The organism is Arthrobacter sp. S39 (genome assembly GCF_004320525.1).
Classification (GTDB): Bacteria; Actinomycetota; Actinomycetes; order Actinomycetales; family Micrococcaceae; genus Arthrobacter.
On sequence record NZ_SIHX01000001.1, the window covers coordinates 505,088 to 523,443 of the forward strand.

An 18,356-nucleotide genomic window follows, 5' to 3' on the forward strand; every position below is an offset into this window, starting at 1 on the left:
GGTCAGGGCCCCGCTCAGACGGACTTTGACCTGGATTCCTGGATTATCCGGCTCGCCTCGGCGTAGCGCTCTTCGATGTACTGCTCCAGCATTTTCTCTTCAACGCGCCACTGGCCGCGGCCGCCGACCTGGATGGCCTTGAGTTCTCCGCTGCGGACCAGTGCGTACGCCGCCGGCGAGTTGATCTGCAGCTGCTCTGCGACGTCTGCGAGGGTGAGGAATCGGGGCATGCTCCTATTTTGCCACTTCAGGGACCATTTGATGCGTTTATCCACAGTTTGATGCTGTTTGTCTTTTTGACTTCCCGTTCAGGCTTCCATGACGTAACAATGAGGGTGTCCGGCCGCCTGAGGCCCGGTGCGGAGCGAGGGGGAGACTGCGCGTGACAACTGTTGATGCAACTGCGGCCGCAAGGCTGAAGCGGCCGTCGTGGAAAGATCCCCGGCTGCTCGTTGGAATACTGCTCGTTCTTGCGTCCGTGGCCGGGGTTATCTCGCTTGTCGGCAGCGCTGACACGACCACCGAGGTCTACGCGGCGCGGGACGCCATCGCAGTGGGCGAAATGCTGACGGAGGACAACGTGGTCCGCGCCAAAGTCCGGCTGGGTGACACGGAGCAGCAATATATCACCGTGGAAGGCGGCCTGCCTGAGGGGGTAGTGGCTGTCCAGCGAATCGGCAAGGACCAGCTGGTCCCGCGTCAAAGTCTTGGCGCTGTGGATGCCTTGGACCGCAAGCCAGTCGCAGTGACGGTTCAGGAGGCGCTCCCGTCCCAGGCGATAGCCGGGACCCGGGTGGACGTGTGGGTTGCCTTGCCGGATGCGAAAAACGGATTCAGCGAGCCGAAGCTCCTTCTTCCCGGCGCGGAAGTTGCGGAGATCACCTCCGGGTCCACAGCGCTGGGTTCATCACGAAGCACCGTGCTGATGGTCCTCGTGTCCGACAGGCAAATGCCTGAGTTGCTGGGAGCACAGGCCAATCAGGCCAAGATATCAGTGGTCTGGAATCCTGGCGGGGCCGCTTCGTGAGCATCCCGGTAGTCACCGTCGGCCAGGCCCAGGAAGATATTGTGGGCGGCCTTGAGCGGTTGCACGGCCCTGTGACTGTGGTTCGGAGGTGCGCCGAGCTGGCCGAGTTGCTGGCAGCGTGCCAGAGCGGGCTTGCCCGCGCTGCCGTGGTCGCTGACGGGTGTGAGGAATTGACGGCTTCACTCGTCGACCGGCTGGGTGCGGTCGGCGTGGCGATCATAGCCCTCACCGATAATCCGGACGAGGCATCCCGGCTCCGGGGGATCGGCGTACCGTCGGCTGTGTTGGGTGTCGAGGCTGCGACCTTGGCGGCAAGGATATCCGAGGCCGTGGCCCAGTTGGTGGGCAGGCAGCCTGGTCATCCCGCAGCCGGCCTGGCCGATCCCGCCGCCGCGCTCAGGCCCGTGCCCGCGGCGTCGGAAGATGTCCCGGCGGCTTCCGGCACGGGCCGCATCATAGCGGTCTGGGGTCCGGCGGGATCGCCCGGACGGACCCTGGTCGCGGCGAACATGGCGGGGGAACTGGCTGCTGAGGGAAAATCCGTCCTCCTGGTTGATGCCGACAGCTATGGGGCCAGCATCGCGGCAGTCCTTGGCCTGCTGGATGAATCGGCCGGGCTGGCGCAAGCCTGCCGGCTTGCTGACCAGGGCATGCTCGACGCCGATGCCCTGCTCAGGATTGCGGCTGCGGTAGCAACCAGGCTCGGCACATTCCGGGTCCTCACCGGCATTACCCGCGCGGACCGGTGGACGGAACTCCGGGCGGCAGCCCTGTCGCTGGTGCTGGAGCGCGCCCGGGAAATCGCGGATGTGGTGGTCGTCGATACCGGATTCTGCCTCGAGGCGGATGAAGAAATCAGCTTTGACACGATGGCCCCGCGACGCAACGCGGCGACCCTGCGGACGCTGGAATTGGCGGACACCGTCTATGCCGTGGGTTCGGCGGATCCGGTCGGAGTCCCGCGGCTGGTCCGCGGGCTGGCCGAACTTGAGCTTGCGGTGCCGAATGTCTCTCCGGTGGTGGTGATGAACAAGGTCCGCGCCGGCGCCGTGGGCAGGGCGCCCGAACGCCAGTTGCGGGATGCATGGGACCGGTATGGTCCGGCCGCAGAAATCAGCGCGTTTCTGCCGGCCGACGGTCCCGCTGCCGATTCGGCGCTGCTGGGAGGCTCATTGCTCCTCGAAGTTGCACCGGAGTCGAAGCTCAGGGCCGCGATCGCCGAATTGGTCTGTGCATCTGTCCAGCAAAAACGCAGATCCTCTGTATTCTCTTCCACAGCGAGGCGTCGCCTAAAGGGTTAGGCTCACCATAAGAGCTGCAAAGGTGCAGCATCAATCTTGTGATGGAGGCGTTTGTCGATGTCGTCTGGATCCAGTGTGGAGGATCAACCCCTTGCTATTGGAGACCGCGAAGGTTTCCTGGGGGACTACTATCAGCATCTAGCCGAGGAGGACGCGCACAGCTATTCGCAGGATGTGCTGGCGGCCAGGGCCGAGACGCACCGTGAGGTCGCCGGCGTGCGGCTGCCTGGCCAGGCTAAAATATCCATTGGCACGGAGGCGGACAGCAGCGTAGTTTATGTCGTCACGGATGACATGCCCTTCCTCGTTGACTCTGTCAACGCCGAGCTGGTCCGGCAGAACGCGGCCATCCACCTGGTAAACCACCCTCTTTTTGTGGTCACCCGGCACCGCGAATCGGGGCAGCTGGTCAAAGTGGACCGCGTTCCGTCCCAGTTCGGAATTTCCAGCGGCGACACCGCGGCAATGCCCAGCATGTCGCACCTCATCGCCCAGGGGGATAACACCTCCCACATGGAGTCGTGGATCGCTGTGGAGATCGACCGCACCACCGATGACGCCAGGGCGGCACTGCTTGCCGGCCTGGAACGGGTCCTGGGTGACGTGAGGGCCGCAGTCGAGGACTGGCCGAAAATGCGGAACAAGGCCCGGCAGATCGCGGAAAGCCTGGACAAGGTGGCCCACCCGGCCCAGATTGCAGAGCTGCGCCAGGCCCAGGACCTGCTCCGCTGGCTCGATGATGGAAACTTCACCTTCCTGGGTTACCGCGAATACGACCTCATTAACGTCGATGGCGAAGATGTCCTTGAACTCCGGGACAACAGCGGGCTCGGGCTCCTGAGGGCAGCAGTGGATTCCCACCATGTCCAGCACCTGACCGACGCAGGCCGGAAGAAGGCCCGGGAGAAGCGCGCCCTTGTGATCACGAAGGCCAACTCGCGGTCCACCGTGCACCGTCCCGCGTACCTCGACTACATTGGCGTGAAAAGCTTTGACGCCGCCGGGAACGTCAACGGGGAGCGTCGCTTCATCGGACTGTTTGCCACCAGCGCCTATGCCGGGTCTGTCCGGAACATCCCGATCGTCAGGGAGAAAGTGGACGCCGTGCTGCGGAATGCCGGGTTCCCGCCTGACTCGCACTCCGGGAAGGACCTGCTGGGAATCCTGGAGACCTATCCGCGCGACGAACTGTTCCAGATTGAGATCCCGGACCTTGCGTCCACCGCATTGGGAATCCAGCGGCTGCAGGAGCGCCGCCGGACCCGTTTGTTCCTGCGCCCGGATATCTACGGCCGGTTCATGTCCGCCGTCGTATACCTCCCGCGCGACCGGTACACCACCAACGTCAGGCTCCGCATTGAGGATGAGCTGCGGGAAACGTTCCAGGCCGTCACGATCGACTACGAGGCCCGGATGACAGAGTCCGCGCTGGCCCGGCTGTTCTTCCGTATCCGTCTCCCCAAAGGCGCTGACGTCAGCCACGTTGACGCCGAAGACCTTGAAAAGCGTCTGGTCAGGGCCGCTCGGTCCTGGAGCGAAGGGATCTCAGAGGTCCTGCGGGGGAGCGGTGAGGACGATCACGCCAAGGAACTGGCAGCAATCTGGTCAGAAGCGTTCCCGGCGAGCTACCGCGTGGACTATGAAGTTGAGGAGGCCCTGGAGGATATCTCCCGCTTCGAGAAGTACGGAGCCGAAGCGGAGCGTACAGCCGGGGCAAAGCAGGAACGTCCCGGTGTTCATGTATATCTCCCGGAAGGCGCAGGGGCCACGCTGGAGGAAGATGCCCGCGTCAAGCTCTACATGCTGGAGCCGAAAAGCCTCAGCCAGATCCTGCCCTACTTCCACAACATTGGGCTTGAGGTACTGGACGAGCGGCCCTTCGAGATCGAGACCGCTGACCGGCGTGATTTTTTCCTTTATGACCTGGGGCTTAAGTACCCGGCCGGAGTAGATCCGGTAGCCACCGGCCAGCTGCTCGCCGAGTCCTTCGGGGCTGCGGTGTCCGGTGCCATTGAATCCGACAGTTTCGACCGGCTCGTGCTCCGTGAGGGAATGCACTGGCGCCAGATTACTGTTCTGCGGGCCTACGCGCGCTACATGCGCCAGATGGGAAACACCAATTCGTTCGGTTTCATCGCCGACACGTTGCTTGCCAACCCTGAAGTTACCAAGGGGCTCAGCGCACTCTTCGCGGCCCGGTTCGATCCCTCAGTTGACGAGGACCAGCGTGCCGCCACCCAGGACGCCGTCCGGGCGGGACTGCACGAATCGATCGACCAGGTCGCAACCCTCGACGCCGACCGCGTCCTTCGTACGTTTATGAACCTGATCGAATCCACACTGCGCACCAACTTCTACCAGTACAAGCAGCACCTGAGCTTCAAGTTGGATCCGACCAACATCGACGGGCTGCCCTTCCCGCGGCCGAAGTTCGAGATCTGGGTGTATTCACCGCGGGTGGAGGGCGTACACCTGCGTTTCGGCAAGGTGGCACGCGGCGGGCTTCGCTGGTCCGACCGGCGCGAAGACTTCCGCACCGAGGTCCTGGGCCTCGTGAAGGCACAGACCGTCAAGAATGCGGTCATTGTCCCCACCGGCGCCAAGGGCGGTTTCTTCGCCAAGCAGCTCCCGGATCCGGCGGCAGACCGCGCTGCCTGGATGGCGGAAGGCATTGAAAGCTACAAGACGTTCATCCGCGGCCTGCTGGACATCACGGATAACCTGGTAACCCTGCCCGACGGCGAAAACCTGGTGCCGCCGTCGGACGTGGTGCGGCACGACGACGACGATTCCTACCTGGTGGTCGCCGCGGACAAGGGCACGGCCACGTTCTCCGACATCGCCAACGGCCTGGCCGCCGAGTACGGCTTCTGGCTCGGTGATGCCTTCGCTTCGGGCGGTTCCGTGGGCTACGACCACAAAGCCATGGGCATCACCGCCCGCGGTGCCTGGGAATCTGTCAAACGGCACTTCAGCGAACTTGACCTGGACACCCAGACCCAGCCGTTCACCGTCGTCGGCGTTGGCGACATGTCCGGCGACGTGTTCGGCAACGGGATGCTGCTGTCGCGCCACATCCGCCTGCTCGCGGCCTTCGACCACCGCCACATTTTCCTCGACCCCAATCCAAACGAGGAATCGTCCTTTGCGGAGCGCCAGCGGCTGTTCGAGCTGCCCCGCTCCTCGTGGGATGACTACGACAAATCCCTCATCAGCGAGGGCGGCGGCGTTTTCGCCAGGCAGGCCAAGACGGTCCCCGTTTCGGAGCAGATCCGTGCGGCCCTGGGGCTGCCGGAAACGACAACCCAGCTGAGCCCGCCGGAGCTTCTCCGGGCGATTCTGCTGGCCCCCGCCGACCTGCTGTACAACGGCGGGATCGGAACATACGTCAAGGCAAGCGCCGAGTCGAACACGTCCGTGGGGGACAAGGCCAATGACACCATCCGCGTGGACGGCCGTGACCTACGGGTCAAGGTGGTCGGTGAAGGCGGCAACCTCGGGATGACCCAGCGCGGGCGCATCGAGGCAGCACTGCAGGGAGTGATCCTCAATACGGACGCCATCGACAACTCGGCAGGCGTGGACTGCTCTGACCACGAGGTCAACATCAAAATCTTCGTGGACCGGATGGTGGCTGCCGGCAAACTCTCCGCAGAGGAACGCTCCGGGTTCCTCTCGTCGATGACCGACGAGGTGGGCCGGCTGGTGCTGCAGGACAATGTGGACCAAAACATCCTGCTCCTCAACGACCGCATGCGCGTTGCCGAGTGGAGCCCCAGCTACGAACGGATGATGGACTGGCTGGAAAAATCAGCTGACCTCAAACGCGATCTTGAAGCCTTGCCTACTACGGAGACCCTGCGGGAAAGGCTCGGCCAAGGCCAGGGCCTGACGTCCCCGGAACTGTCCGTGCTTGCGGCGTATGCGAAGATCGAGCTGACCTCTGCCCTCCGGGACAGCGACCTCGCCGACGACCCGTGGTTCCGGCAGACCCTCCGCGCCTACTTCCCGCAGCAGTTGCGGGAACGGTTTGATGCCGAGCTCGACACCCATCCGCTGCGGCGGGAGATCATTGCCACGATTGTTGCCAACGACATGATCAACATGGGCGGCATCACCTTCGCGTTCCGGACCATTGAGGAGACATCGGCCACCGAGGTGGCTGTCGCGAAAGCGTTCGTTGCTCTCCGTGAGATCTACGAACTCGATGTCATGGTGGATGAGCTCAACAGTCTCCCCGCCTCGTTCCCCACGGAGCACTGGAGCACCGTCCACCTGGACATCCGGCGGCTCCTGGACCGCGCCGTGCGCTGGCTCGTGGGCCAAAGCGGAGCCAACCGGCCCATCGCTGACGTCGTCGCCGAATTCAAGCCCGTCATGGATCCGATGCGCGCCCGCCTCCTTGACTACGTTCGGGGCGACGACCGCGAGCGGGTGGCCGCGTGGCTTAAGGAAGCGCGGGAGTGGAAACTGCCAGAAGGCCTGGCTCTGCGCTGGGCTGAACTGTTTGAAAGTTTCGTGCTGCTGGACATAGCCAAGATCGCCCAGGTCCGTAAGGACCCCGTTGAGGAGATTGCGTCCGTTTACTACACCGTATTCAACCGCTTCCACGCTGATTCCCTGCTTGAACGGATCAGCAGCCTGCCGAGGCAGGACAGGTGGCAGGCGCTGGCACGGGCGGCCTTGCGCGACGATCTGTACTCGACGGTCTCGGACATGACGATGGCGGTGCTCGAATCCACGGATTCAGGGCTCTCCCCGGCGGACAGGCTGAAGGATTGGGAGAGCCAGAACGCTGAACAGCTCGGCCGGGCCAAGAGCATGTTCGACGAGGTCAATTCCCTCGAAGCGGACGATATGGCGTCACTGTCGGTAGCATTGAGGCTCTTGAGGTCAATCGTCCGACGCTAGGGATACCGGCGTCGTAACTGGAGGTGCAGTGGCAATCTTTACGGACCCCATCAGGGAACATGCTGATTTTGGGCCGGGTGATGCCGAATGGCTGCACCTCCTGGTGGGGGACTGGCAGATGGTTGCCGACCTCGCGTTTGCCGACCTCGCTCTGTGGTTCCCCCACCCGGAGTACGGCTACGTGGCGTTGGCGCACGTCCGGCCCTCAACCACGCACACCGTGTTCCACGGGGACTTTGTGGGTGAGGGCATCCGGTCGGACCTGCAGCCGCTGGTTGACAAGGCCTGGGCCAGCCGTGCCATCGAACGGTCCAGCGAAACAAACTGGAGCAGCGACATGGCGCTGCGGGTCGAGGCCGTTCCCATGGTCCGCAACGGCCGGACGCTCGCCGTCGTGACGACGCACATGGATCTGTCCAGCTCCCGTATGCCCTCCAGGCTGGAACTCACATACCGGCAGTGTGCCTATGATCTGCTGCGCATGGGCACGCTGGGGCTGTGGCCGGACTTTGCCTCGCCTACGGGCTCACGCCGGGGCGCGCCCCGTGTGGGGGACGGCCTCATCAGGCTCGACGCCGAGGGCATCGTGCAGTACGCGAGCCCCAATGGTGTATCCGCCTTCCGGCGGCTCGGCGACGGCGAGTCCCTCGAGGGACGGTCGCTGGCCGAAGTAACCGCGAGCCTGCTGAAGGACCGGCGCATGGTCGACGAAACGCTGCCACTGGTGGTAACCGGCCGGATGCCATGGCGCAGCGAGATCGAGTCACGCGGCGTGAGCCTTTCCCTGCGGGCAATTCCGCTCCGTGATGAGCAGCACCGGTTCGGGGCCCTGGTCCTGTGCCGCGATGTGTCCGAGCTGCGGAGGCGGGAGATGGAGCTCGTTACAAAAGACGCGACCATCCGCGAGATCCACCACAGGGTGAAAAACAACCTGCAGACCGTGGCGGCGCTCCTGAGGATGCAGTCGCGCCGCATGGTCAGCGATGAAGCCAAGCAGGGCCTGGAACAGGCGATGCGCCGCGTGGCAACGATCGCCCTTGTCCACGAAACTCTGTCCCAGGGGCTGGCACAGAGCGTCGACTTCGACGAACTGATCGGCCGCCAGTTCAGGCTGTCAGCGGAGGTTGCCTCGCCTTCGCAACAGGTCAAGACCGAACGGGCGGGACTGTTCGGCGAACTTCCCAGCGACTTCGCAACCCCGCTGGCGCTGGTGATCAATGAATTGGTGACTAACGCCGTCGAACACGGTCTCGAGGGACGCACCGGCACGGTATGGCTCCTGGCCGACCGGTCCGAGGAGGACGATGGCGAAGAGCTCCTGACGGTCACCGTGGCCGATGACGGGGTGGGCCTGCCTGAGACTCCCCATGTCGAGGGCCTGGGTCTTCAGATTGTCCGCACTTTGGTTACCAGCGAGCTCGGCGGCACCATAGCGTGGCAGCCCCGGGAAGGCGGGGGAACGGCCGTCCGGATCCGGCTGAGCCTTATGCCCAAGTAGCCGGGTAATCCGGCACCGGCGGAATCATCCGAACCCTGGCAAAAAGTAATGGCCGCAACCCGTTGGGTTGCGGCCATTGCCGTCTGTTATGCCTTAGCCCGGGTTAGGAAGCCCGGCGTGCGCGTGCTGCCCGGCGCTTCAGGGCCCGGCGCTCGTCCTCACTCATGCCGCCCCACACGCCGGCGTCCTGGCCGGACTCCAGCGCCCACTGGAGGCAGGTATCAACGACGGGGCAGCGGCGGCAAACGCTTTTGGCTTCCTCGATCTGGAGGAGGGCAGGGCCCGTGTTTCCGACCGGGAAAAACAGTTCCGGGTCCTTGTCAAGGCACGCCGCGCGGTTACGCCAATCCATGCTGATCAGTTGCTCCATTTCTGGGAAGAGCTCTTTGTGAAATTATTCACTAGTAGCTACAAAGGAAAGGGGCCCTGCGGGGCCCCCTTGGTCATCTGAATTAAGCCTGTCATGTTAACGCTGTGTAAACAAGGGGTAATAAGGCTTGAAATCCCCGGAAAGCTGAGCGATACATCACATCGGCGTTGGTGGCCCTCACCACTGTCCGACTATGTCCGGTAGGGTGCCAGTGTGTCAAGACCCTCCGTACCCCCCTCGAACACTTCCCCTGACGGTTCCCCGGACCCTTCTCCGGGCGGATCGGGGCCGCAGAATGGCCAGGAAGTTCCCACCGGCCAGCGGGCCGGACGACCGCGCGGCGTAACCGTCATTGCCCTGGTTGTCGCCGCTGAAGCCACAGCTTTGCTTGGCGCGGCCGCCTGGTACGGATATGAACTTGCGACGGGTGCGCCTGTCCTCTCCTTTTGGGGCGCCGTGTTCACGATGGCGTTGCTCCTCGCCTTCGCGGCGTGGTTGTTTGCGGTGGGGCACTTTCTGTTCCGCGGATACCGCTGGACACGGTCCGCCTCCCTGGTGGCCCAGCTGTTTGTCCTGATAGTGGGAGTCCCCACCCTGACGGGGGGCCTCGTCTGGGCCGGGCTCGCAATGCTCATTCCCGCGCTCCTCGCCATTGTCCTGCTGTTCGACAAACGTGTTGTTGCCTATGTGTCACGGACGGGCGGTTCCCCGCCGGCTGTTTGAGGTCCGGCCGCGTCCTGTTGATGGGCAGGGGCTTTCGACGTGTCAGGCACCCAGCCCAGCTGGACCGCCGTCGGCCGGCCGTTCGTCACCAGGACGCTGCGGCCCGGGGGCGGATTTGGCTCGGCGTCGAACCTGATGCCAAACAGGTCGCCGTCCATGAGGCTGCGCGGTGCGATCAGCAGCCCGGTCCCCGAACCCCGGGCGCTGAGCGCCAGGGGCACGCGCTGGACCAGCAGCGGACTGAACCCGGCAGTAAAAACCACGCAGATCCCCCTGCTGTTCAGTTCTGCAAGGTCTTGGTGTGCTGACTGGGGCAGAAGGTCTGCGTCGTCCACCAGAGCGATGGCATATCGGCCCACTGTGCCGGCAGCAGCCCTCTGAAGCGCACCGGACCAGTATTCGCAGGCGTCATTACCTGCACCCGGTGCCAGCCACTCGGCCCTCCCGGCGTTCAGTTCCGGTAACAGGCGCAGAAAGCTGGTCTTGCCACCGCCGTGCCCTCCGAGCACGGCGAGAACTCCACCTGCAGGAATCCGGACGGAGACGGGCGCGAGTTCGTCGCCGCCCAGCCCTATGACAAAGGTCCGTGGTCCAGGAGGGCCTGGATGAACCTTCGGGCCGTCGGTTCCCGGCTGTGCCGGCACTTCTCCCTTGTCCGGTGCTTCTCCCTTGTCCGGCATTGCACGTTCCATTAGTTCTCTTATCGATACCCTGGCGGGCAGCGAATCCACCCGGAAGGGCCGTCTGATAACCGCATGCCCGCCAGCTTTTCCTGCGCCAGTCCACAGAGAATCTTCGTCACCGGACTCGGCAAAGAACTGGCAGACGGCAGATTTGCCTGCCGCGAGCGCTCCGAAGGCCACTGCCCGGCCAGGAACTTCAGCCGTGGCGGGCATTTTCGGCCACGCGAGGCGGCTGTCGTCGTTTGAGCCGCACGGAAAGTAGAAACGGTTGGGCACGGAGGCATAGAACCTGGCGGTCACCAGCTCTCTTTGTCCCGAAATGGCGACAATGATTCCTGCGCGGCTGCCATCCCGTAGGAGATCGTGGACCAGGTCTTCCGCCCAGGCCAGCGGTCCGGCCCGGAAGGACGAAGCCCACGTTCCCCAACCCGAGATGATCAGCAGCAGGGGAGTCCGGTGCTGGTTGGGGGAGCTCCCCAGCCGAAGTGACAGCTCCTGTTTGAGGCGTTCAAGGATTCGGACGGCGCGTCGAAGGTCTTGCGGACCGGCCTTGGCGCCAACGCGGCAGTTCGACTCGATGCCTTCCAACGAACCGTCGGCGTCGAGGACGTAGAAATGCGCTTCGAACTGATGGGACGCGAGGCCGTTGAAGGTAACCTTCAGGGCGTCAGGCACTCCCGCCTCTGGAGTGCCAACGAGCCCCAAGTGCCCGTGCTGGGCGGGGTGCCAGTCGAGCGGTGCTGTCCGTTGTTCATCCGGCAGGTCCATCATTCCGAGGGTTATGGCCCATCCTTGTGGATTCCCCGTCCCGTGCTCGAACGCGGGGACGGCAACGGGCGCCACCGGGCGTTGCAGGACGTGCGGGAGCGGCGCAGCCAAGGGTGGCCTTGCCGGCTGCCCATCCATGCAGACCCAGAGGCCCGACATCATGTCGACCATGGGCGCGGCGGCCATCGCAGGTGTCAGGTCTTCGTGGTCGTACGCAGCGGGCGGTTTTCCGGTGGGGTCCTTGAGCGATTCCGAGGCTAGACGTACGCGCAGGCGGCCTGGAGTGCTCCTGTCAGTCGGTTCCGTCAGGGAGGCGGCCTGGAACTCCTCTGGTTCTTCAGTGCCCCGCGCCAGGAAAGCCCTCCCTGGCGTATGCAGGCTGATGGCTGAAGCGGCCGCTGCATTGATGATGTCCATCGACTCCGTGTCGGACTGGACGCGGAGGGCGATGCTGGTTGTGACGTTCGCTCGAATGTCAGGCGTCAGGGCGCCCTGCGGCCGCTGCGTCGCCATGATCAGGTGGATGCCCAGGGAGCGCCCGATGGCGGCGATCCTCATGAGTTCGGTCAGGGCCGCCGGCGCCTGATCAACCAGCATCCGGAATTCATCAATGACCACCACCAGGTGGGGGAGCTGGGCATCCCGATCCGTGCGGGAAGCCCGATACGCAGTCAGATCCGGCGCCCGGGCGGACGCCAGTATTTCCTCACGGAGCCGGATTTCCGCGCGAAGGGATACCAGCGACCGGTCGAGCTCGTGGCTGGCCAGATCGGTGAGCATCCCTACACAATGCGGAAGGCCTTGCAGCGGCGCCAGCCCCGAGCCGCCTTTGAAATCGACAAACAGGAAATTAATGCGGTCCGGCGGGTGGCTGAGCGCCAACGCCGCGGTGATGCTGCGCAGTAGTTCGGATTTGCCTGAGCCGGTGGTCCCGGCCACCAGGAAATGGGGACCGTCGGTTTGGAGGTCCAGACAGCGGTTGCCGTCAGCGGTTTGACCGATGGGCACGGCGAGCCCCGGCTCGTCGCGGGATGCGGCCCAGCGCGCCGACGTTTCAGACTTGCCGGGGTTGAGCAGGTCGCGGAGCAGGCAAGTTTGCGGCACAGTTGTCGCACTGATGTTAACGGGCGCAGCATCACGGGAAAGCATGCGGCAAAAGCTGCCGAAGACCTCTTCCGGAGCGAGGTCCGGCACAAAACGAACGGACCCCTCCGGTCCGTACAGCTCGGCCACCCGTTCACCCAGTGCGATGTCCGGTGATGCCGTGGAACCAGGCCGGGACCGGAAATCGATGACCTGCCAGTGGTTTTCCGCCGCGAGAGACTTGATCGCGTCGTCCGCCGGGTCGCCGGCACTGATCATCAGCAGCACGCCTGGTCTGGTTGCGGGGGCATATTCCCTTGCCAGCGCAGCTGTCGCTGCGGCCTTTGTGGCCGTCAGCGTGACACTGGACAGGAACCGGGCGCTGAGTGGAAGTTGACTGGCCGGACCATGGACCACCACGCGGGTGCGGACGGCCCGCGGGTAACCCGCAAGTTGCATGATGAGCGACCGCATCAGACCGTCCAGGGACTCAGCCGGGCCGCTGACTGTGGTCAAGGAATTGACCGGGTCGAGGACCAGTGGAACAACTCCGGCCGACGGGACCTCCAGTCCAGGCGCGGCCGGCTCGAATCGGATATTTGCACGTTGGGCTGCCAAACCCAGGCGTAGCCAGATCCTCTGTTCGCCGGGAGCCCGTTCATGCGAAGCGGCGGACGGCGGGCCGCCAACCACAAGAGTGGACAGCGGTGGAGCAGCGCGCCGCCGCCGCTCCTGGTCCTGGCGGAGCGCCGCTGCCACCGCTGTGGCCAAGTCTCTGCGTTGACGCCTCGCGGAGACGACCGGCACGAGGACGGAGACCGCAGAGACCGCAGTGAAGGCGAGAAACATCCACATCCCCGTCATGACAGCCAGCCCGACGCCGATGACCAGCGGCAGGACGGCCGTCAGCACGAGTGCGGCACGGTTAACGGGGTCCGTGCGCCGTTGGATCAGCAGGGGCTCGTGGACGTCTGATCCTGCGTCTTCCAGCTTCACGCCAGGAGCATCCACGAAGATCGGCGTCATCGTGGAGTTGCCGCAGCGGATGACGGCTCCGGTGGCCACAACCGTATTTCTCACATGCTCGCCGTCGACTTCCGTGCCGTTGGCACTGTCCAGATCCTCGATGGTGATGGCAGTTTCGGAAACAAGAAGGCGTGCATGTTGCCTGGACAGTTCAGGATCCGGGATGACGATGTCAGCTTTACTTCGGCCGATGCTGTACGTTCCGCGCCGCAGCGGAACCACTGTCCCGGCGCCGGCACCGCTCAGAACTGCGAGGGCCAACGGCGCTGGCAGGTCGGCAGCGAACCGCGGCCTGCAGCCCAGGCTCCGCCTCCCGCCGTCGACGATTACCGCACCGTTCACCAGCGGCGGTTCGCCGACCGTCAGGGAAGCGAGCTGGAGGCCGTCCACTGACAGAACGCCGGTGCCGAACCTGGCCCCGAGCTCGGCCTGCAGGTCCGCACCGCCGGTGCCAATGGACGCGTCCACCGTGAGTTCCAGTGGTGTCTGGACCAGCCCAGTGCCGGGGCTGCGGACGAGCGTACACTCCAGCGGCATGATGTTGAGTTCCTAACGGTTGGCTGGCCTACATGTCCACGCTAATTACCGGACCGTTGCCCTGTCCCGGCTGAACTGTCCCATGTGGATAACGACCAGGTTTTTCGGGACGCGGCCACCCCCGTGATTTCAGTGGAAATAACCGCCGATGTTCGGCCAGTTCGGACATCGGGGACGGATCGAACGTCGGGCATCTGGCCCAACTCCGCAACGGAGCCGTGCGGGGGGAGGACTCCGTTATCGGCGGGAGCTCGCCACCTAGCTGCATTTTCGTGCCGAAAGGAAGGAGGGGTGGTTCACGAGATTAGTAGGTCACGTTGGGGTCTCGGGTAGGCTGGTGCAGCAGACAATGCGCAACATTGCGCTGCCCGCTTTCGAACCAGGAGATTTTGTGACCGCTGACCTCGTCATCGTAGGGTCCGGCTTTTTTGGCCTGACAATCGCAGAACAGGCCGCCACTGAGCTCGGCTTGAAGGTCGTAGTCATCGACCGCCGCCACCACATTGGTGGAAACGCCTACAGCGAAAAGGAAGAGCAGACGGGGATCGAGGTGCACCGCTACGGTGCGCACCTGTTCCACACTTCCAACGAGCGCGTATGGGAGTACGTGAACCGCTTCACGTCCTTCACGAACTACGTCCACAAGGTCTACGGCGTGCACAAGGGCGAGGTGTATTCCCTGCCGATCAACCTCGCCACAATCAACCAGTTCTTCCGCGCCAACCTGACACCGGGCCAGGCACAGGCACTCATTCAGGAACAGGCAGGCGAACTCGCGGGCACCGATCCGCAGAACCTGAATGATAAGGGAATCCAGCTCATTGGACGGCCGCTCTATGAGGCGTTCATTAAGCACTACACCGGCAAACAGTGGCAGACCGATCCCAAGGACCTTCCCGCGGGCATCATCTCCCGCCTGCCGGTGCGGTACAACTACGACAACCGCTACTTTAACGACAAATACGAGGGCCTGCCGACAGACGGTTACACGGCCTGGATCGAAAAGATGGCGGAACACCCCAACATCGAAGTTCGCTTGAATACCGATTTCTTTGACGAGTCGCACGAGTACTCCAAGGACAAAGTGGTTGGCAAAATTCCCGTTGTTTACACCGGACCAGTAGACCGCTACTTCGATTCCGTTGCCGGCGATCTGTCCTGGCGCACCATCGACTTTGAGGAAGAGATCCTCGACGTTGCGGACTTCCAGGGCACATCGGTCGTCAACTACAACGACGAAGACGTTGCGTACACCCGCATCATCGAACCGCGCCACTTCCACCCCGAGCGCGGCTACCAGACAGAGAAAACGATCATCATGCGGGAGTTCTCGCGCTTCGCGGAGGAGGGCGACGAGCCTTACTACCCGATCAACACCGCCGAAGATCGCGAGAAGCTCCTCAAGTACCGTGATCTCGCAGCTGCCGAGAAGGACGTTCTCTTCGGCGGACGACTTGGTACCTACAAATACCTCGACATGCACATGGCCATCGGCTCCGCGCTGTCTATGTTCGACAACAAGATCCGCCCGCACTTCGAAAGCGGCGCAGCGATCGAAAGCGGAGGCGTGGACGCGTGAGTGCAGCGCCGGGCTGGGCGACGCTCCAAAGGGTGATCCTTCCATCCGCAGACCAGATGGACACCGTGTCACTTTACGTAGACGCCGGAACGGCCAGCGGCATTCGGCTTCGGGAAAATGACGAACTGGCGCGCACACCCAAACTGCCGGAACAGAAGCTGCAGATGTTCAGCTCCGGCAGCCGTGAGGCGCATTTTGAGGACCTGCTGACGAGGCAGTCAATGCGCGTCCGTTCGGGTGAGCAGATGTCATTCGGCACCTACTTCAACGCGTTTCCTGCCAGCTACTGGAAACGCTGGACCTCGGTCCGTGACGTACGCCTGGTGGTCAGCACGAGCGGCTCCGGAACTGTCACCGTGTACAAGTCCAACGCGCGCGGGTCGGTGCAGCGCGTTGACGGCAAACACGTCGACGGCGCCGCCACGTCTGTTTTTGACCTGACGCTAAAGCCGTTTGGCGACGGCGGCTGGTACTGGTTTGACCTGGCCGCAAGTTCGGGAGAACTCCTGTTGGAGAACGGAGAGTGGCAGGCCGAGGGCAGCGATGGATCCAAGGGTCAGGTCACGCTTCAGATCACCACAATGAATAAGCCCGATTTCTGCTTGAACAACGCCCGCATCCTGGCAGAGAATTCCGACGTACTCGAGAACGTCAAAGAGATCCTGATCGTGGACCAGGGGTCACAGAAGGTCGAAGCACAGGATGGCTTCGCAGCTGTCAAGGAATCGTTGGGCGGAAAGCTCCGGGTCATCAACCAGGCGAACCTGGGCGGGTCCGGCGGCTTCGCGCGTGGGATGTACGAGTCAGTGGAGAATGGCAGCGACTACGTGCTGCTACTTGACGACGACATAGTCGTGGAGCCGGAAAGCATCGTCCGACTGCTGACCTTCGCCGACCATTGCAAGAAACCGACTATCGTCGGCGGCCACATGTTCGACCTTTACAACCGCAGTGTGCTCCACACCTTTGGCGAGGTTGTTGACCCGTTCAGGATCGTCCCGGCTCTGCCGCACGCGGACATGGAAGTACGGCATGATTTCAGCATCGCAAACCTCCGCCAGACGGCGTGGCTGCACAGGCGCGTGGACGTGGACTACAACGGCTGGTGGATGTGCCTGATCCCCACCGAGGTCATCAGGGAAATCGGCCTGTCGCTGCCGCTCTTTATTAAGTGGGACGACGCCGAATATGGGCTTCGGGCGCGGGAAGCCGGCTTCGCGACGGTGTCCCTTCCAGGCGCCGCGGTGTGGCATGTTTCGTGGATCGATAAGGACGACCTCGTGGGATGGCAGGCGTACTTCCACGAACGCAACCGCTTGATTACCACCTTGATCCACAGCCCCTACCCGAAGGGCGGACGAGTCCTGCGCGAATCCGTGCAGTCGGACGTCAAACACCTAGTCTCCATGCAGTATTTCACCGAACATGGTCGAATTGAGGCGCTGAAGGATCTCTTCAAGGGGCCCGAGGAACTCCACCGGGTGCTCGGCACCAAGTTGCCTGAGATTAATGCCCTGAAGTCCTCCTACCCGGACGCGCAGCTCAAGGATGACGTCGATGACTTCCCCGCTCCGAAACTGGGCCGCGGTCCGATGGGCGGCACCGTCGTCGGGATGCCCAGTAAGAAGGAACTTATCCCCTGGGGCATCAAGACTGTAGCCCGGCAGCTGATCAAGGCGCCGGGACCGGAAAGCGCCGAGCGGCCCCAAGGCTATCTTGCCCATCGGGACAATCGCTGGTTCCGTGTCGCCCACTACGACAGCGTGGTGGTCTCCAACGCCGAAGGAACAGGAGCATCCTGGTACCAGCGCGACCCGGGGAAGCTGAAGTCGATGCTGACGGAAGCAACCCGCCTCCACATCCGGCTTTTTCGGGAGTGGGACCGGCTGGCAGAGCAGTACCGCAGCGCTGTGCACGAGGTCAGCTCGATGGAGTCGTGGAAGAAGACCTTTGATGCTGCGTCGGAGGATTCGAAGTAGATGGCCGGCACCACTGAGGAAATGATCCGCCCAGGCCAGGGGCGGGGCCTGCTTGACGTATATGATCATCGGTTCCTGCTCAAGCTATTGGTGCGGAAAGAGATCAAGGTCCGTTACCGGGGGTCGGTTCTTGGCCTCCTATGGTCTTACGTCAAGCCACTTATGCAGTTTCTCATCTACTTCGTGGCGTTGGGGATCTTCCTGAATCTCCAGCGTGGGACCCCCAACTACGCCATCTACCTGTTCGCGGGCATCGTGCTGGTGAACTTCTTCACGGAATCGCTGGGCAACGCCACCAGGTCCATCGTGGACAACCGCGACCTCATCCGAAAGATCTACCTGCCCCGTGAGCTGTTTCCGGTGGCGACAGTGTGGGTTTCGGCGGCACATTTCCTGCCTCAAGTGGTGGTGCTCATCGGTGCCTGCCTCATTTCGGGGTGGACGCCGACAGTCCTTCAGTTGGCCGCTGCAATCCTGGCCTTTGTGCTGGTCTCCGTCCTGGCAACCGGACTTGGTCTGCTGTTCAGTGCCGCAAACGTCTACTTCCGTGACTCGGAGAACATCGTCGACATGATCCTCATGGTAGTGACGTGGGCTTCGCCGGTGCTCTACGTCTGGACGATGGTGCAGAAAGTAATGGGCTCCTGGTACTGGGTGTACCAGCTCAACCCCATGACCGTGGCCGTTGAAATTTTCCATTGGGCATTCTGGCTCCCCACCCTCAAGGAGGACCAGGTGGGGCTCGCCTCGATGCCGCCGGATCTCATGACGGTGTGGCTTCCAGTCGCTTTCCTTATTTCCATCGCTGTGCTGTTTGTAGGCCAACTGGCCTTCCGGCGCTCGGCCGTCCACTTTGCACAGGAGCTCTAAC

11 protein-coding genes are annotated in these 18,356 nt (G+C 63.2%); 8 read left to right on the plus strand and 3 right to left on the minus strand.

What is annotated here, in order from left to right:
- Positions 1-14: 14 nt before the first annotated feature.
- Positions 15-230: a helix-turn-helix domain-containing protein gene (locus tag EYS21_RS02385; RefSeq protein ID WP_131131510.1), complete on the minus strand. Its 216-nt coding sequence runs from the start codon at positions 228-230 to the stop codon at positions 15-17.
- A gap of 152 nt (positions 231-382) precedes the next feature.
- Between EYS21_RS02385 and EYS21_RS02390 the strand changes: the two genes are divergently transcribed.
- From EYS21_RS02390 to EYS21_RS02405, 4 genes are read left to right on the plus strand one after another with little or no spacing between them, the layout of a single operon-like run.
- Complete coding sequence (locus EYS21_RS02390) at positions 383-1,027, plus strand: hypothetical protein (protein WP_165478242.1); 645 nt, start codon at positions 383-385, stop codon at positions 1,025-1,027.
- Entirely contained in the window at positions 1,024-2,328 is a 1,305-nt protein-coding gene (locus tag EYS21_RS02395; protein WP_131131512.1) for a P-loop NTPase, read from the plus strand. Before EYS21_RS02390 ends, EYS21_RS02395 begins: the two co-directional genes overlap by 4 nt.
- Before the next feature lie 57 nt (positions 2,329-2,385).
- Positions 2,386-7,239, plus strand: coding sequence for an NAD-glutamate dehydrogenase (locus tag EYS21_RS02400; protein ID WP_131131514.1), 4,854 nt, complete (start codon positions 2,386-2,388; stop codon positions 7,237-7,239).
- A gap of 28 nt (positions 7,240-7,267) precedes the next feature.
- On the plus strand, positions 7,268-8,737 hold the full coding sequence (locus tag EYS21_RS02405; RefSeq protein ID WP_131131515.1) for a PAS domain-containing sensor histidine kinase: 1,470 nt from the start codon (positions 7,268-7,270) through the stop codon (positions 8,735-8,737).
- Positions 8,738-8,840: 103 nt separating this feature from the next.
- On the opposite strand, the gene EYS21_RS02410 is transcribed toward EYS21_RS02405, so the two are convergent.
- Positions 8,841-9,089 (minus strand): WhiB family transcriptional regulator, encoded by a 249-nt coding sequence (locus EYS21_RS02410; protein WP_003804966.1) that lies wholly within the window; start codon positions 9,087-9,089, stop codon positions 8,841-8,843.
- A gap of 369 nt (positions 9,090-9,458) precedes the next feature.
- Between EYS21_RS02410 and EYS21_RS02415 the strand changes: the two genes are divergently transcribed.
- On the plus strand, positions 9,459-9,830 hold the full coding sequence (locus tag EYS21_RS02415; RefSeq protein ID WP_242633274.1) for a hypothetical protein: 372 nt from the start codon (positions 9,459-9,461) through the stop codon (positions 9,828-9,830).
- Here the strand turns inward: EYS21_RS02415 and EYS21_RS02420 are convergent.
- Positions 9,791-13,927, minus strand: coding sequence for an FtsK/SpoIIIE domain-containing protein (locus tag EYS21_RS02420; protein WP_131131519.1), 4,137 nt, complete (start codon positions 13,925-13,927; stop codon positions 9,791-9,793). The two genes, EYS21_RS02415 and EYS21_RS02420, sit on opposite strands and share 40 nt — an antisense overlap.
- A 391-nt stretch (positions 13,928-14,318) precedes the next feature.
- Between EYS21_RS02420 and glf the strand changes: the two genes are divergently transcribed.
- From glf to EYS21_RS02435, 3 genes are read left to right on the plus strand one after another with little or no spacing between them, the layout of a single operon-like run.
- Positions 14,319-15,506 (plus strand): UDP-galactopyranose mutase, encoded by a 1,188-nt coding sequence (gene glf / locus EYS21_RS02425; protein WP_131131521.1) that lies wholly within the window; start codon positions 14,319-14,321, stop codon positions 15,504-15,506.
- A gap of 56 nt (positions 15,507-15,562) precedes the next feature.
- Positions 15,563-17,485, plus strand: coding sequence for a glycosyltransferase (locus EYS21_RS02430; RefSeq protein WP_131131892.1), 1,923 nt, complete (start codon positions 15,563-15,565; stop codon positions 17,483-17,485).
- Positions 17,486-18,355: an ABC transporter permease gene (locus EYS21_RS02435; protein WP_131131522.1), complete on the plus strand. Its 870-nt coding sequence runs from the start codon at positions 17,486-17,488 to the stop codon at positions 18,353-18,355.
- Position 18,356: the final 1 nt, after the last annotated feature.

Excerpts from the sequence above, each read along its gene's own strand:
- EYS21_RS02430 (WP_131131892.1), top strand. The coding sequence starts at position 15,563 with ATGGACACCGTGTCACTTTACGTAGACGCCGGAACGGCCAGCGGCATT.
- EYS21_RS02410 (WP_003804966.1), bottom strand. The coding sequence starts at position 9,089 with ATGGATTGGCGTAACCGCGCGGCGTGCCTTGACAAGGACCCGGAACTG.
- EYS21_RS02435 (WP_131131522.1), top strand. The coding sequence starts at position 17,486 with ATGGCCGGCACCACTGAGGAAATGATCCGCCCAGGCCAGGGGCGGGGC.
- EYS21_RS02420 (WP_131131519.1), bottom strand. The coding sequence starts at position 13,927 with ATGCCGCTGGAGTGTACGCTCGTCCGCAGCCCCGGCACTGGGCTGGTC.
- EYS21_RS02385 (WP_131131510.1), bottom strand. The coding sequence starts at position 230 with ATGCCCCGATTCCTCACCCTCGCAGACGTCGCAGAGCAGCTGCAGATC.
- EYS21_RS02400 (WP_131131514.1), top strand. The coding sequence starts at position 2,386 with ATGTCGTCTGGATCCAGTGTGGAGGATCAACCCCTTGCTATTGGAGAC.